Consider the following 14,409-nt stretch of genomic DNA (forward strand, 5'->3'; position numbering starts at 1 on the left):
AAGGGTCGTTCAGGACGAAAGATGTCCTGAACGACCCTTTCCTGACGTTCTTCAGAGCTCGATGCCGAGCAGTGCGTCGACCGCGTTCCGGATCAGCCCGGGCGCGGCCGGGTCGGTGCCGGAACGGTTCAGCGCCTGCTCCACCCACGCGTCGACGGCCGCGAGCGCCTTGGGCGTGTCGAGGTCGTCGGTGAGGTGGTCACGCAGCCGCGCGACGGTGTCCTCCGCCGCCGGGCCCGTGGCGAGCGAGACCGCTTCGCGCCAGCGCGCCAGCCGTGCTTCGGCGTCCGTCTGCAACTGCGCGGTCCACGGCCGGTCCTCGCGGTAGTGGCCGGCGAACAGCGCGAGCCGGATCGTGCCGGGGTCGACCTTGTCGGCGCGCAGCCGCGAGACGAACACGAGGTTCCCCCGCGACTTCGACATCTTCTCGCCGTCGAGGCCGATCATCCCGGCGTGCACGTAATGCCGCGCGAACGGCCTGTCCCCCGCGACGGCCTCCGCGTGCGCGGCGCTGTACTCGTGGTGGGGGAAGATCAGGTCCGAACCACCGCCCTGGACGTCGAAGCCGAGGCCGAGCCGGTTGACCGCGATCGCGCTGCACTCGATGTGCCAGCCCGGCCTGCCCGCGCCCAGTTCGGACTCCCACGACGGCTCGCCCGGACGCGCCATGCGCCACAGCAGCGCGTCGAGCGGGTGCTGCTTACCAGGACGGTCCGGGTCGCCGCCGCGTTCGGCGAAGAACTTCGCCATGGTCTCGGCGTCGTAGTTCGACTCGGAACCGAAGTGCCCGGTGGCGTTGTGGTCGAAGTAGATGTCCGGGTACTCGGTGTCGTCTGCGCGGTAGGCGCTGCCGTTGGCCAGCAGTTTGGCGATGACCTCGACGATCTCCGGGATGCTCTCGACGGCCCCCACGAACTGCCGCGGCGGCAGCACCCGCAACGCGGTCATGTCCTCGCGGAACAGCGCCGTCTCACGCATGCCGAGGACGACCCAGTCGTCCTTGTCCCGCTCGGCGCGCTCCAACAGGGGCTCGTCGATGTCCGTCACGTTCTGCACGTAGTGGACCTCGTGCCCGGCGTCCCGCCACAGGCGGTTCACCAGGTCGAACGTCAGGTACGTCGCGGCGTGCCCCAGATGGGTGGCGTCGTACGGCGTGATGCCGCAGACGTACATCCGGGCGGTCGACCCGGGCGCCGTGGGGCGGATCTGCCCCGTCGCCGTGTCGTGGAGCCGCAGCGGACGGGGGGTGCCGGGGATACGGGGCACGTCGACCGATGACCAAGTCTGCATACCCCGACTGTAAGCGGAGCCGCCGCGCCGTTCCCGCCCGGTGGGAGACGAACACGGCCGGAGTAACCGGAATCGCTATCCGGCGGCCCGGTCCGCGTTGGCGTGGACGGCGTCCCGGATGTACTCGCCGAGGCCCGGCCGCTGGTCCGGCTCACGCACCAGGAAGCCGAGCTGGACCGGTTCGGTCGCGTACAGCCCGGCGAGCTCACGGTGCGTGGCGAGGTCACAGTCGCCCATGAACGCCGCGAGCATCCGGCGGTGTTCCTCGGCGAGGTCCATGGCCGGGACGCTGACGGCGGGCGCGCCCGAGTCGAAGACGGCGAGCAGCCGCCGGACCCAGTCCTCCCGGATCTTCTCCGCCTCGATCCAGTCCTCCTTGGACCGCGGCACGGCCGCCGCCCGCCACTGCGGCGTCTCACCCCATCGACGGACGGCCTCCTCCGCGTAGCCCTCCGGCTCGCGGAACTCGCCGAAGACCTCGAACCGCTCCTCCGGGGTCAGCGCGTTCCCGACCTCCTTCGCCGCGATCACCCGCTCGACGGATTCGGCCATCCGCGTCAGCTCACCGATCCGTTCGGCGAGCAACGCGCGCTGACGCCGCAGGTGCTCCAGCGCGTCGACACCCGGGTCTTCGATCACCTTCGCGATCGTGTCGAGGCCGAACCCGAGCTCCCGGTAGAACAGGACGCGCTGGAGCCGGTCGAGGTCGTCGTCGCTGTAGCTGCGATAACCCGCCGCAGTCCGCCCGCTCGGGGACAGCAGGCCGATCTCGTCGTAGTGGTGCAGCGTGCGCACGGTGACACCCGAGAGCGCCGCGACCTTCCCGACCGAGTACCCCATCGGGCCAGCGTAGGCGAGTTCAGCGCTTCCTGGTCCGCAGGTAGTCGCCGACCACGGCGGCACCGAGCCCGTCGAGGTCCGGAGCGACCACCCGGCCGCCGGAGCGGCGGGCGAGCAGGTCGACGAACTCCGTCAGCCGCGGGTCGTCCCCGAGCCGGAACACCGTCACCGACGCACCCAGCTTCGCCATCCGGTCCACTTCGGACAAGGTCTTCAGCAGTGTCCTCGGCTGGGGCGGATAGTCGAATTCCGCCGATCCGTCCGGTTCCAGGTGTGCGGTCGGCTCGCCGTCGGTGACCATCAGGACCACCGGCTGCGCGTCGGGATGCCGCCGCAGATGCCGTCCGGCCAGGAGCAGGGCGTGGTGGGCGTTGGTGCCCTGTTCCCAAGCGCCTTCCAGGCCCACCAGTTCGGCCAGTTCGACCGAAGTGGCGTACCGGCCGAAGGTGATCAGCTGGAGAGCGTCGTTGCGGAATCGGGTGCTGATCAGCTGGTGCAGCGCGAGCGCCGTCCGCTTCATCGGCAGCCAGCGGCCCTCCTGCACCATCGACCACGAGGTGTCCACGAGCAACGCCACCGCCGCGCGCGACCGGTGCTCGGTCTCGATCACCTCGACGTCGGAAACGTCCATCCGGACCGATCGCTCCCCCATCGAAACCGAGCGGAGGACGGAGTTGCGGACCGTCCTGGAGACGTCCCACGGCTGCATGTCCCCGAACCGCCACGGCCTGGTCGCCCCGGTCGGTTCGCCCGCGGCGCCGGCGGACTCGGTCTCCCGCTGCCCGGTCTTCCCGCGCAGCGAGTTCACTACGTCCGCGAGCGCGGTCTCCCCCAGCCGGCGCAAAGCCTTGGGAGACAGGCGAAGCGTGCCGTCGGGAGCCCGTTCGAAGAGCCCTTGCCGCCGGAGTTCACGCTCCAGTTCGGACAACCGCCGCGCGTCGACGCCGGCCTCCGGTCCGAGCTGGCGCATCAGCGCGTCGACGTCGATGTCCTCCAGCCTGGCGCCGGGATACGACTGGCCGAGTTGTTCGGCCAGCGCGTCCAGTTCGGCGAGATCGGACATCGCCCGGGCACCTTCACCGAGGCCCATCGGATCGTTGCCACGGAACCGTTCCGAAGACGTCCAATCCTCACCGGGCCGCAGCGCTCGCAGCTGGGCATCCAAAGTGGACAGTTGCTGCGCGAGCCGCGGGTCGCCGAACGCCTGCTGTGACAGCTCGGCCAGTTCGGCCCGCTGTTCGGGAGTCATCGAGTTCAGCATCCGCTGCGCGGCCGCGGCACGGGCGGCGAGGACGTCGATCAGCTCTTCCACGTTCTTCGGGTTCTCGGGGAAGAACTCGCCGTGCTGACGCATGAACTCCGCGAACCGCTCCGGGACGTCGTCGCGGCCCTGGGCGTGCGCGGACAGAAGGTCGTTGAGGTCGGCGAGCATGCGGTTCGCCTGCTCGACCTGTTCCGGCCCGGCGTTCCGCAGTGCCTCCTTCATCCCTTCGAACCGGGAATCCAGCAGCTCACGGCCGAGCAGGTCACGGATCTTCTCGTAGTTCTCCCTGCCCTCCCGCGAACGCCAGTCGTACTCGGCGAGTTCGCGCACCGCCGCGGCCGTCCCCGGCGGCAACGCGTCCAGCTGTGCCTCGCGGAACCGGGCGTCGTCGTCCGGGTCGGGGAACAGCTCGCGCCGCTCGGCCTCCAGCGCCTGGTCGAGAAGCCGTTGGACCTCTTGGAGCGTGCCGTCGAGCCGGTGCCTGCGCTGGATCTCCGACCGGCGCTGCCAGAGCCGCCTGGTCAGCTCGTCGAGCCCCGCGGTGCGAGGTGTTCCGCGCCGCAACAGCTCTTCGAGCGCGGACCGGGGCGAGGCGCCCGCCATGACGTCGCGGCCGATCTCGTCGAGCGCGTCGCGCAGGTCGGCAGGCGGCGCCAGCGGATCGGGGCCGTCGTGCCACGGCCCGTACGAATAGCCCTCCGGGAGGAAGCTCATCGGCCGTAGACGGTGGTCGAGTCGTCCGAGTCCTTGGCGAGTCTCCTCGACAGGAACAGGGATTCCAGCGCCAGCTCGACCGCGGCCGCGATCCGCCCCGCCGGTTCGTCCGGCGCGACGCCCGCACGCGCCGCGACGTCGTGCAGCACCGGCAGTTCGGGCAGCGCGGCGAGGACGTCCTTGCCGGGTACGCGTTCCCCGGTGGCCACCAGATGCCCGGACTCGACGGCGTCGGCCAGCGGCAGCAGGTCCAGACCTGCGAACCGCGAGCGGGCCGTCTCCGCGACCGCCCGGCGCAGCAGATGCACGAGGTGTTCGGTCTCGCGTCCCTCCTCCCCCGGCTCGAATTCGAGCTTGCCGCGCAGGACGGCGGGGACGGCGTCGAGATCGACCGGGCGCGCCACCGCGGGCTCCTCACCGGTCAGCGCGGAGCGGCGCAACGCCGCGGCGCCGACCGTTTCCGCCGCCGCGACGGCGAACCGGGCCGAAACCCCGGACCGCTGGTCGATCGCCGGCGACTCCCGCAGGTTCCGCACGAACCGCGCGAGCACCTCCAGCAGCGGCTCGCCGACCTCGGCGACCAGATGGGCCTCCTGCCGGACGACCGCGATCTCCGCCTCGACGTCGAGCGGGTAGTGGGTGCGGATCTCGGCGCCGAACCGGTCCTTGAGCGGGGTGATGATGCGGCCGCGGTTGGTGTAGTCCTCCGGGTTGGCGGTCGCCACCAGCAGCACGTCCAGCGGCAGGCGCAGGGTGTAGCCGCGCACCTGGATGTCGCGTTCCTCCATCACGTTCAGCAGCGCGACCTGGATGCGTTCGGCGAGGTCCGGCAGCTCGTTGATCGCCACGATGCCGCGGTGGGCGCGCGGAACGAGTCCGAAGTGGATGGTCTCGGGATCGCCGAGGCTGCGGCCTTCCGCGACCTTCACCGGGTCGACGTCGCCGATCAGGTCGCCGACCGAGGTGTCCGGTGTGGCCAGCTTCTCGGTGTACCGCTCGTCCCGGTGGCGCCAGGTCACCGGGAGGGCGTCGCCGAGTTCGGCGGCACGGCGGCGCGACTCCGGGGTGATCGGGTCGAGCGGGTGCTCGCCCAGTTCGGCACCCTCGATGACGGGCGTCCATTCGTCGAGAAGTCCCGCGAGGGTACGCAGCAGCCTGGTCTTGCCCTGGCCGCGCTCGCCGAGGAGGACGACATCGTGGCCGGCCAGCAGCGCGCGTTCCAGCTGGGGCAGCACGGTGCGCGAGAAGCCGACGATGCCGGGCCAGGCGTCTTCGCCGGCACGGAGCTTGGCCAGCAGGTTGTCGTGCAGTTCTTGGTTGATCGACCGCGGCAGGTGACCCGCCGCGCGGAGGTCCCCGGCGGTCCGGGGCAGGTTTGCGGGAACATCGTTCACCCGTTCGACGCTACGTCGCGGGCGTGGTCGCTGTCGACGTGAACCAACTCCAGCTCCGGCGATCGCGAACGGCAAGCCGGGGTTAACCCTCCCATAGCCGGGTTTCGCCGGAACACGACTAAAATCAGTCCGGTGTGCCGTCCTAGTGCGACCCTCGCGGTCTGGTCTTCGGCGTGGCTGAACGGAGCCGCGGCCTCCGACGACGTCCTTGACGCCCTGCAGGTCTGGGGCGAAGCCCACGACTTCGTCGCCGCGGACGCGGCGGCCGCCGAGGCGTTCGACCTGCCGCTCGCGTTCAACCGGGCCGCGACCCCGGTCCAGCTGCTGCTCGCCCTGCGCGCGCAGGGGGCCAAGAGCATGCAGCTGCTGCTCCCGGTGCCCGGTGACGTCCGGGGGCTGGGTGGCCGCGGCCCGTTCGCCGAGGCCGCGCTGCGGACCGGTGAGGCCGTCGTGCTGCCGGATCTCGGCTACGGGGTGGTCCCCGAGGCGATCGCCGAAGGTCTCATGCGCTGGACCGTGTACTCGGTGCCCATGCCGGGCGTCCTCGAATACCGCCCGCTGGGCGAGGCCGAACACGGCCTGACCGACGCGATCCGCGCGAGCGCTGGTGCGCTGCAGGCGTTGGACGTCGCCAGCGAACGGCCAGGGGTGCGAGCGGAGCTCTCCGCAAGGCTCCGGGCGGCCACCGACGCGCCCTGGCCCGCCGGAATGCCCAGCCGGGCGCTTCGGGTGCTCCAACGATCCCAGGAGATCGCGGCGATCCTCGCCATCGCGGAATCCGACGATCCGGGCGGAGCGCTCTCGTCGTCGGCGGCGCTGCGGCGGGCGGAGGCCCTGCGGCCGCTGACCGAAGCCGTCCGCAACGCCCGATGCGCGGCGATCAACGAAGCGGTGCGGGTGTTCGCCGAGCAGGCGGACAGGCACCCGTAGGTCCTCAGGTGGCCACCGTATGCCTTTTCTGGATTTTTTCGGCATAGCGGACGGACCACAGCGAGAGCCCGCCGATGACGGCGAGCAGCAGGATCACGCTCAGCGCGTTCATCACGTCGGCCGACAGGGTGTAGACCAGCGGCACCCGGACCGCGGCCTCCAGCAGCAGCGCGATTCCCCACACCGCCGACATCCGGGTGAACGCACGCCGGAAAGCGGGGACCTCGTCGCCGAGCCGGTCGATCTCCGCGCGTTTCGCCGCACTGGAACCGGCCCGCACGGCGACGAGCACCATGGGCGTGCGGCTGAAGCAGCTCAGCAACAGCACGATCGCGGCGGTCGCGGTGGCGAAGGATTCCTTCAGCAGCAGGAACTTCGCGTCACCGGTGACCAGCGAGAGCACGAGCCCGACCCCGAGCACACCGGCCAGCAACGCGGCGAAGCCGTCGAAAGACCGGTCGCGGACGGCGACCCACGCGATCCGCGCCGCGGCCGCACCAGCCCCGGCCAGCAGCGAGATCTGCTCGCTCTGGCCGGCGAGCCGGAGCCCGTAGTAGGCGGCCAGCGGAAGCGCGACGTCCCAGAGCAGCAACGACAGCGTGGGGTTCTTGCCGCGCGCGGTCACGAGCCCGCTTCGCAGTCGGTCAGGAACTTCAGGACGCGCGCGTTGACCTCGGCCGCGGATTCGCCGGCGATGGCGTGGGTCGCCGACGGCCACAGTTCGACCTGTCCCCGCGCCAGGAGCTCGCGAGCACGGGCGGCGGCGCGGGCGGGATCGTGGATGACGCTGCGCCCGGCGATCAGGGCCAGCACGGGCATCCGCAGCGAGCGCAACTGCTCGTCGGTGAACAACCTGGGCGATGGCAAGGCGATGCGGTAGGTCCGCATCCCCTCGTCGATCACCCGCGCGACGGGATCCGTGGCGTCGACCTCCGCGCCGCCGGAAATCCAGTCGAGGAACGAAGGGCGGGCCCATCGGTTGATGCCGGGGATCGCGGCGAGGGTCGCTCGGACGACGAGACCCGGCGTCAGCCCGCCGAAGGTCAGCACGGGGTCGATCACGGTGAGCGACCTCAGCCGTTCCGGCGCCCGCACCGCGAGGTTGGCGGCGAGCCAGCCCCCGAATGAATACCCGATCAGGTGCACGGACGTCAGGTCGAGTGCCTCAAGCACCGTCGTCAACCACGCGGCTTGATCCACGCCATCACGGATCGGCGCGGTCTGTTCGCTGCGCCCCGCCTCGCCGATGAGGTCCACCGCGTAGACCTCGCCGTGCCCGAGCAGCGCCGTGAGGTTGGGTTCCCACATCACCGCGGTCCCCGCGCGACCGGGCAGCAGCACGATCGGTGTCCCACCCGGCTGCCCGAACCGGTACACGCGCGCCACCCCGAACGCCGTCTGGATGTCGTGCACCCCGGCCGGCGCGGGCAAAGCCGCCAAACCTCGGTCGTAAACGGCCTCGTACTCGGCTCGCGCCGCCGACGAGGCGAAACCGCCCACCTTCATTCGCACCCCTCCTCTTTACGGTACGATCGGATTGTAAACAGGTTCGTCAGAAGTTTGCAATCCGATCGGACTGTCAAAAGGAGCAGTGCGTGCCCAAGCGAGTCGATCACGAGGACCGGCGGCGGCAGATCGCCGCGGCCGTTCGCCGCATCGCGGCCGACCGGGGGCTCGAAGGGGTCAGCCTGAACGAAGTCGCGGCCGAAGCCGGAATCTCGAAGGGGTTCGTCCAGCACTACTTCGCTTCACGGGACGACATGCTGCGCTTCGCGGCGACCACCCTGCGAGGTGGACTCGAGGAGCGCATCGCCACCCCGCTTCGTGTCCGGGACCTGCTCATCGCCTTGCTCCCCCTCGACGACGCGGGCCGGGACGACGCGCTGGTCGCCAACGCCTTCCTGGTGCGCGCCCTGAAGGATCCTGAGATCGCCGGGCACTTCCGGACCGGCCATGGGCTGCTTCGCGACGCGGTGGCGGCTCTGCTCTCCGCCGCCCAGACAGACGGCGAGCTCGTTCAGTCCATCGACCCGGCCACGGAAGCCGTCCTGCTGCTGTCCCTGGTTTCCGGTCTCGGTGACGCGGTGTTGCTCGGTTACCAATCCGGCGACGAGGCCATCGCCCTGATCGATCTGCACTTGTCGAGGATTGCCACCTGACCCTGGCAGATCACTGGCCGGGTCTGCCGCAACCCCACCACTCGGCTCAGCCGAAGAAACTCGGCCTTCACACTTTCCCCAAGTACATGAAGGCCCCCTTCCTTGCGCCAGGCGCAAGGAAGGGGGCCTTCATGTACTTCAGGGACCCAACCCGGTGGTCGTGAGTGGCGATTCGGGTTAGACCTGGTCTCAAAACTTAAGAGGCGCCCCGGATCGGAAGTGATCAGCCATCGGCAGGGCCGCCTCTTCAGAGGCGTTCGACGCGGTCGGCCTGCGGGCCCCGGTCGCTCTGACGCACCGCGTACCGGACCCGGTCACCCTTCTGCAGCGGCTCCGACCCCATGATCACGGACGCGTGGGCGAAGAGATCGTCGCCGCCTGCGTCCGGGGTGATGAAGCCGAAGCCGCGGTCGCCGTCGTAGCGCGCGACGACGCCCTCGCCGCCTCGTACGGGCACGTCCCGCGCCGCCGGCCCTGCAGGTGCCGACCGCTGCGGCGCCGTCTGGGGCTCGGCGCCCCGGACCAGGTGCACGTCGCGGGCCTGTGGGCCCTTGTCTCCACTAGTCACCTCGTAGGCGACGCGGTCGCCCTCCGCGAGCCACGTCAACCCCTCGGCCAGGGCCCGGGCGTGAACGAAGACGTCCCCGGCGCCGGAGTCGGGGTTGATGAAGCCGAAGCCCTTGTCCTCGTCGTACCAGGCCACCGTGCCGTCGGCACCGTCCGCGATACCAGCCGCAGCGGGTGCGCCGGCCCCTGCTCCCAGCGGGATCACGTGCCCGGCCTGCGGGCCGCGCTCGCCTTCGACGATCAGGAAGGCCACCCGCTGCCCCTCGGTGACCACGCCGCCGGTAACGATGGCGGAGCTGTGCACGAAGATGTCGGCGCCGCCGCCGTCCGGCGACGCGAAGCCGTACCCCTTGCCCGGCTCGTACCAGTTGATGGTGCCGAGCAGGCCCACGGTGCTGCCGGTGGCCGCATCGGCGGTGACGCGAACGCGCAGCGCCTGGGGCCCGCGGTCGTTCTCGCCGACCTCGAACACGACGGCCTGCCCCTCGCGGAGCACTCTCGCGCCGCCGTCCTCGACGATCTCGGAGGCGTGCACGAACACGTCCGGCGAGCCGTCCTCGGGCGCGAGGAAGCCGAAACCCCGTTCGGCGTCGAACCAGCGGACGGTCCCTTGCGGCATAAAAGACTCCAGGTCGAGAGGGCGGGCACTAACCCACAGTCTCCCTGACAGACCTCCGGCCCGTCAGGCCGGGCCCACAGGCGGGCGATGCGGAGCCAGGGGCGGGCCGTTGGTTCAAGTGTCCACAAGGGACATATCGCGTCGATCGGGCGTCCAATTGATACCTTTATGTCCGTTTCTGGACGGGGTCGTGAGTGATAATGAGGGTTAGAACCACCCAAATCACTCACGACCTCTGCACAAAGTGACCAAATCGGACATTTTGCCTCTGAATGTGTCCCTTGTGGACAGTCAAGAGCGCGCCAGGTCTCTGTGGTGAGCATGCTCTCGCCACCATCTCCATCACGCCATGTTCGACTTGCCTCTCAAATAGAACCGTCATTCCGTTCACGAGGGCTGTACCACTTACGGACGCGCGGGCCTCTTCGCGGGCTCGCAGCAGCCCACCGCGCAAGGCGCCCCGTTGATCGTGCACCCGGCCGCCGGGAACGACGAAAGCTTCCGCGCCGGCGCCCCTTCGATGTGCTCCCGGATCAGTTCCACGACGAGTTCGGCGAACCGCGGGTCGGTGTCCGGCGTGGCGGCCCGCGCGAAGCCCATGCCGTGCTCCGCGGCCCGCTCGGCGGCTTCGTTGTCGAGGTCCCAGATCACCTCGAGGTGGTCGGACACGAAACCGACCGGGCAGACCACCACCGAGGTGACACCTTCCTCGTGCAGCGCGTCGATGTGGTCGACGATGTCCGGCTCCAGCCACGGCACCTGCGGCGGGCCGGAGCGCGACTGCCAGACGACGTCGTAGGTCTCGATCCCCGCTTCGGCCGCGACGAGCCGGGCCGCTTCGGCGATCTGGCGCGAGTAACGCCGTCCGCCTTCCGACGGCGGGCCGGACGCCTTGTCGGCCGACTCGGGCACCGAGTGCGCGCAGAAAACCGTCCTGGTCCCGGCCTGGTTCCCCAGTTTCGCGTGCGCGGCCCGGACGGCGTCGGCGAAGGCGGCGATGAACAGCGGGTGGTCGAAGAACTGCCGCAGCTTCACCAGCTCCGGCGCACCGTCGCCGACCGACGCACGGGCACGCTCGATGTCCTCGTCGTACTGGCGGCAGGCGGAATAGCCGCCGTACGCGCTCGTGGGGAACACCAGGACGCGCTGGGCACCCGCCTCGGTGATTTCGGCCAGGGTGTCCTCGACCATCGGCCGCCAGTTGCGGTTGCCGAAGTGGACGGGCAGATCGATCCCGGCGGCCGCGAGTTGCTTCTCGACCGCGGAGATCGCGTCCCGGTTCAGCCGGTTGATCGGCGAGACCCCGCCGAAGTGCTGGTAGTGCTCGGAGACTTCGAGCAGCCGTTCCCGGGGGACCCCCCGTCCCCGCGTGACGTTCTCCAGGAACGGCATCACCTCGTCGGGTCCCTCGGGACCACCGAACGAAAGCCAAAGCAGCGCGTCGTAACCCACCCTGCCATCTTGCCGCTGTGGCGCCCCGCACGCTGACCCGGCCCATTTTGAACCGACCGATCCAAAACCTGGTACGGTCACTTCCATGGCCAGGCCGAAGGAATTCGACGAGCGCGCCGCGGTCGGGCGCGCCATGGACGCGTTCTGGGCACGCGGTTACGAGGGCACGTCGACACAGGCCCTCTGCGAAGCCACCGGTTTGGGCCGCAGCAGCATCTACAACACCTTCACCAGCAAGCACGCGCTGTTCATGCGCGCGCTCGACCACTACGCCGAACGCGGAATCACGGCCAGGACCGCCCTACTGGGGGAATCCGGGACCGGCGTCGAGCGGTTCCGTGCCCTGTTCGCGTACACGATCGACGAGGAAGTCGAGCATCACGGCCGGGGCTGCCTCGTGGTCAACACGGTGGCGGAGTTCGGCGGGCGCGATCCCGAGATCAAGGCGCGGATCGACGCCGACACCCGGCGGCACCTCGCCCTTCTTTCGGCCTGCGCCAAGGAAGGACAACTCGACGGGACGATAGACGGCCGTCGCGAGCCCGGCGCCGTCGCCGAGTTCGCGCACAGCACGGTCGCCGGGCTCCGGCTGATGTCCCGTCGTGGCGCCGGTCGAGCGGCCATGGAGGCCGTCGCGGCCATCGCGCTGGACGCGATCGCCGCGAAGTAGACCGAAACAACCCCTTGTGCGCAACGCTGCCCACATTTTGGACTGAACGATACAAAACTGGAGGGAATTCCCGTGCCTTTGGCGGTCTGCGTACTCGGACTGAGCGTGTTCGCGCTCGGCACCTCCGAGTTCATGATCACCGGCCTGCTACCGGGGATGGCGGCCGATCTGGACGTCGGCATCCCGGAGGCCGGGCTGCTCATCTCGGCCTTCGCGATCGGCATGGTCGTCGGCGCTCCCCTGCTCGCGATCGCGACGCTGAGGGTGCCGAGGCGCGCCACACTCATGGCCCTGCTCGTCGTCTTCGGGCTCTCGCACGTCGTCGGCGCACTGGGCTCGGGGTACGCCCTGCTCTTCGCGACGCGCGTCGTCAGCGCGGTCGCCTGCGCCGGGTTCTGGGCGGTCGCGGCGGCCACGGCGGTCGCGCTCGTCCCGGTGGAGCGCCGCGGCCGCGCGCTGGCCATCCTGGTCGGCGGCCTCACCGTCGCGAACATCGCCGGTGTCCCCGCCGGGACCTTCCTCGGCCAGCACGCGGGCTGGCGGGCGGCGTTCTGGGCGGTCACGGCGCTGACCGTGATCGCGCTGATCGGCGTCTTCGCCCTGGTCCCGGAGACCCAGAACGGCGAGGACAAGACCGACGTCGCGACCGAATTGCGGCTCTACCGAGGCGGCCGGTTCTGGCTGGCGCTCGGCGTGATCGCGCTCGCGCAGGCGATGATCTTCGCGACCTTCAGCTACCTCGCGCCCCTGCTGACCGAGGTCGCCGGGCTGCCGGAGAGCTGGGTGCCGGGCGTGCTCTCCCTGTTCGGGCTCGGCGCGCTGATCGGGATCACCGCCGGCGGCAGGCTCGCCGACGCGAGGCCCTTCGCGACCCTCTACGGCGGCCTCGCCGTCGCACTGGTCGCCCTGATCCTGCTCGCGATCTCCGGCCCGGCGACCCCGCTCGCGATCCTCGCCGTGTTCCTGTTCGGCGTCGCCGGCTTCGGGGTCAATCCCGCCTTGAACGTCCGCGCCTTCGCCGTGGCGGGCAACGCGCCCACGCTCGTCGGCGCGAGCACGACCGCCGCGTTCAACGTCGGCAACACGGTCGGCCCGTGGCTCGGCGGCGAGTCGATCGACGCCGGTCTCGGCTATCCGAGCGTGGCGTGGGTGAGCGTCGGGCTCGGGGTCGCCACCGTCGTCGCCCTCACCTTCGCCGCCGGTGTCCAGCGCACCGACGACACCCGTCTGCTCCGCGAACCCGTTACCCAGTAAGGAGAAATAATGTCCGAACGAACCAAGGCCACCCTCGACGAGTTCTTCCGCCGAATGTCCACAGGGGACGCTGACGGCGCCACGGAACTCTTCGCCGACAGTGTCGCGTGGGACATCCCCGGCGCCACCGAGCTGGTCCCGTGGATCGGCCCGCGCCGGAACCGGGCGGAGGTCCGCGAGTTCTTCGACCTGCTCGACAAAGGGCTGATCAAGGACCGGTTCGACGTCGAGCGCGTCTTCGTCGACGGACGTCACGCCGTCGCGATCGGCCACCTGCGCTCGACGATCCGCAGCACCGGCAAGGTGATCCAGACGGCCTTCAGCCTCGAATTCGAGGTGGACGACGACGGCCGGATCACCAAGTACCTCATGCTCGAAGACTCCTGGCACGTCGCGAACGCCGCCCTCCCCTGACACGCGTGAAGGCCCCCTTCCCTCTGCTGAGCCGAGGGAAGGGGGCCTTCACGCGCATCGAGACCTAGATGCCGAGGGCGTGCACTCCGCCGTCGACCATGATCATCGAGCCGGTGGTGGCGGGCAGCCAGTCCGACAGGACGGCGCAGACGGACTTCGCCGTCGGGTCCGGGTCGGAGCTGTCCCAGCCGAGCGGCGCGCGGTCGCCCCAGCCCTCCTCCAGCTCGGAGAAGCCGGGGATCGACTTCGCGGCCATGGTCTTCATCGGACCGGCGCTGACCAGGTTGACCCGGATCCCCTTCGGGCCGAGGTCGCGCGCCAGGTACCGGTTCACCGACTCCAGCGCCGCCTTCGCCACGCCCATCCAGTTGTAGACGGGCCACGCGACGCGCGCGTCGAAGTCCATGCCGACGATCGACGAACCGCGCGAGAGCAGCGGCAGCGTCGCGACGGCCAGGGCCTTGAAGGAGAACGCCGAGACGTCGACGGCGACCTTCACGTCCTCGCCCGGCGCGTCCAGGAACGGCGCGCCGAGGCAGGACTGCGGGGCGAACCCGATCGAGTGCAGCACGCCGTCGAGCCCGTCGACGTGCTCACGCACGCGGTCGGCGAGCGAGTCGAGGTGCTCCTGGTTGGTGACGTCCAGCTCCAGCACCGGCGCCGGCTCGGGGAGCCGCTTGGCGATGCGCTCGACGAGCGACAGCCTGCCGAAGCCGGTGAGCACGACCTTCGCGCCCTCCTGCTGCGCGATCTTGGCCGCGTGGAACGCGAGCGAGGCGTCGGTGATGACGCCGGTGATCAGCAGGCGCTTGCCTTCGAGCAGTCCTGGCACGGGACCTCCA

The 14,409-nt window shown here is 70.2% G+C and carries 14 protein-coding genes and 1 pseudogene; 5 read left to right on the forward strand and 10 right to left on the reverse strand.

Annotated elements, in window-relative coordinates; translation table 11 throughout:
- Window positions 1-51: 51 nt before the first annotated feature.
- The 4 genes from mshC to DMC61_RS31170 form a co-directional block, all read right to left on the reverse strand.
- Window positions 52-1,290 carry a cysteine--1-D-myo-inosityl 2-amino-2-deoxy-alpha-D-glucopyranoside ligase gene (gene mshC / locus DMC61_RS31155; protein ID WP_125693636.1) on the reverse strand — a complete coding sequence of 413 codons (1,239 nt, stop codon included), beginning with the start codon at window positions 1,288-1,290 and terminating at the stop codon, window positions 52-54.
- Between the two features lie 75 nt (window positions 1,291-1,365).
- Window positions 1,366-2,130, reverse strand: a complete 765-nt coding sequence (locus DMC61_RS31160) for a MerR family transcriptional regulator (RefSeq protein ID WP_125693638.1) — start codon at window positions 2,128-2,130, stop codon at window positions 1,366-1,368.
- Between the two features lie 19 nt (window positions 2,131-2,149).
- Window positions 2,150-4,108, reverse strand: a complete 1,959-nt coding sequence (locus DMC61_RS31165; RefSeq protein ID WP_125693640.1) for a VWA domain-containing protein — start codon at window positions 4,106-4,108, stop codon at window positions 2,150-2,152.
- A complete protein-coding gene (locus tag DMC61_RS31170) occupies window positions 4,105-5,502 on the reverse strand; it encodes an ATP-binding protein (protein ID WP_125693642.1) in 1,398 nt (465 codons plus the stop codon). Before DMC61_RS31170 ends, DMC61_RS31165 begins: the two co-directional genes overlap by 4 nt.
- 132 nt (window positions 5,503-5,634) lie before the next feature.
- Between DMC61_RS31170 and DMC61_RS31175 the strand changes: the two genes are divergently transcribed.
- Window positions 5,635-6,432 (forward strand): hypothetical protein, encoded by a 798-nt coding sequence (locus DMC61_RS31175; RefSeq protein ID WP_072027246.1) that lies wholly within the window; start codon window positions 5,635-5,637, stop codon window positions 6,430-6,432.
- Between the two features lie 4 nt (window positions 6,433-6,436).
- Here the strand turns inward: DMC61_RS31175 and DMC61_RS31180 are convergent, their stop codons facing one another.
- The gene (locus tag DMC61_RS31180) at window positions 6,437-7,057 is read right to left on the reverse strand and encodes a VC0807 family protein (RefSeq protein WP_125693644.1); all 621 of its coding nucleotides are present in this window, start codon (window positions 7,055-7,057) and stop codon (window positions 6,437-6,439) included.
- On the reverse strand, window positions 7,054-7,938 hold the full coding sequence (locus tag DMC61_RS31185; RefSeq protein ID WP_125693740.1) for an alpha/beta fold hydrolase: 885 nt from the start codon (window positions 7,936-7,938) through the stop codon (window positions 7,054-7,056). The genes DMC61_RS31180 and DMC61_RS31185 overlap by 4 nt, the downstream gene beginning before the upstream one ends.
- Before the next feature lie 89 nt (window positions 7,939-8,027).
- On the opposite strand from DMC61_RS31185, the gene DMC61_RS31190 reads away from it, so the two are divergent.
- Complete coding sequence (locus DMC61_RS31190; protein ID WP_125693646.1) at window positions 8,028-8,591, forward strand: TetR/AcrR family transcriptional regulator; 564 nt, start codon at window positions 8,028-8,030, stop codon at window positions 8,589-8,591.
- 247 nt (window positions 8,592-8,838) lie between these two features.
- Here the strand turns inward: DMC61_RS31190 and DMC61_RS42160 are convergent, their stop codons facing one another.
- The 3 genes and pseudogenes from DMC61_RS42160 to DMC61_RS31200 all read right to left on the reverse strand — a co-directional run bounded on the left by DMC61_RS42160 (window position 8,839) and on the right by DMC61_RS31200 (window position 11,229).
- Entirely contained in the window at window positions 8,839-9,549 is a 711-nt protein-coding gene (locus tag DMC61_RS42160) for a cold-shock protein (protein WP_370456436.1), read from the reverse strand.
- Between the two features lie 30 nt (window positions 9,550-9,579).
- Window positions 9,580-9,777 (reverse strand): annotated as a pseudogene (locus DMC61_RS41805) (cold-shock protein); the annotation flags it as partial.
- A gap of 405 nt (window positions 9,778-10,182) precedes the next feature.
- Window positions 10,183-11,229, reverse strand: coding sequence for a ferrochelatase (locus tag DMC61_RS31200; RefSeq protein ID WP_125693650.1), 1,047 nt, complete (start codon window positions 11,227-11,229; stop codon window positions 10,183-10,185).
- Window positions 11,230-11,314: 85 nt separating this feature from the next.
- Between DMC61_RS31200 and DMC61_RS31205 the strand changes: the two genes are divergently transcribed.
- From DMC61_RS31205 to DMC61_RS31215, 3 genes are all read left to right on the forward strand, one after another.
- A complete protein-coding gene (locus DMC61_RS31205) occupies window positions 11,315-11,899 on the forward strand; it encodes a TetR/AcrR family transcriptional regulator (RefSeq protein ID WP_125693652.1) in 585 nt (194 codons plus the stop codon).
- A 72-nt stretch (window positions 11,900-11,971) separates the two neighbouring features.
- A complete protein-coding gene (locus DMC61_RS31210; protein ID WP_125693654.1) occupies window positions 11,972-13,153 on the forward strand; it encodes a Cmx/CmrA family chloramphenicol efflux MFS transporter in 1,182 nt (393 codons plus the stop codon).
- A 9-nt stretch (window positions 13,154-13,162) separates the two neighbouring features.
- Window positions 13,163-13,567 (forward strand): nuclear transport factor 2 family protein, encoded by a 405-nt coding sequence (locus tag DMC61_RS31215; protein WP_125693656.1) that lies wholly within the window; start codon window positions 13,163-13,165, stop codon window positions 13,565-13,567.
- 64 nt (window positions 13,568-13,631) lie between these two features.
- Here DMC61_RS31215 and fabI read toward each other — a convergent pair whose 3' ends face one another.
- Entirely contained in the window at window positions 13,632-14,399 is a 768-nt protein-coding gene (gene fabI, locus DMC61_RS31220; RefSeq protein ID WP_016334126.1) for an enoyl-ACP reductase FabI, read from the reverse strand.
- Window positions 14,400-14,409 lie beyond the last annotated feature (10 nt).

This window comes from Amycolatopsis sp. WAC 04169, assembly GCF_003947535.1.
GTDB lineage: Bacteria > Actinomycetota > Actinomycetes > Mycobacteriales > Pseudonocardiaceae > Amycolatopsis > Amycolatopsis keratiniphila.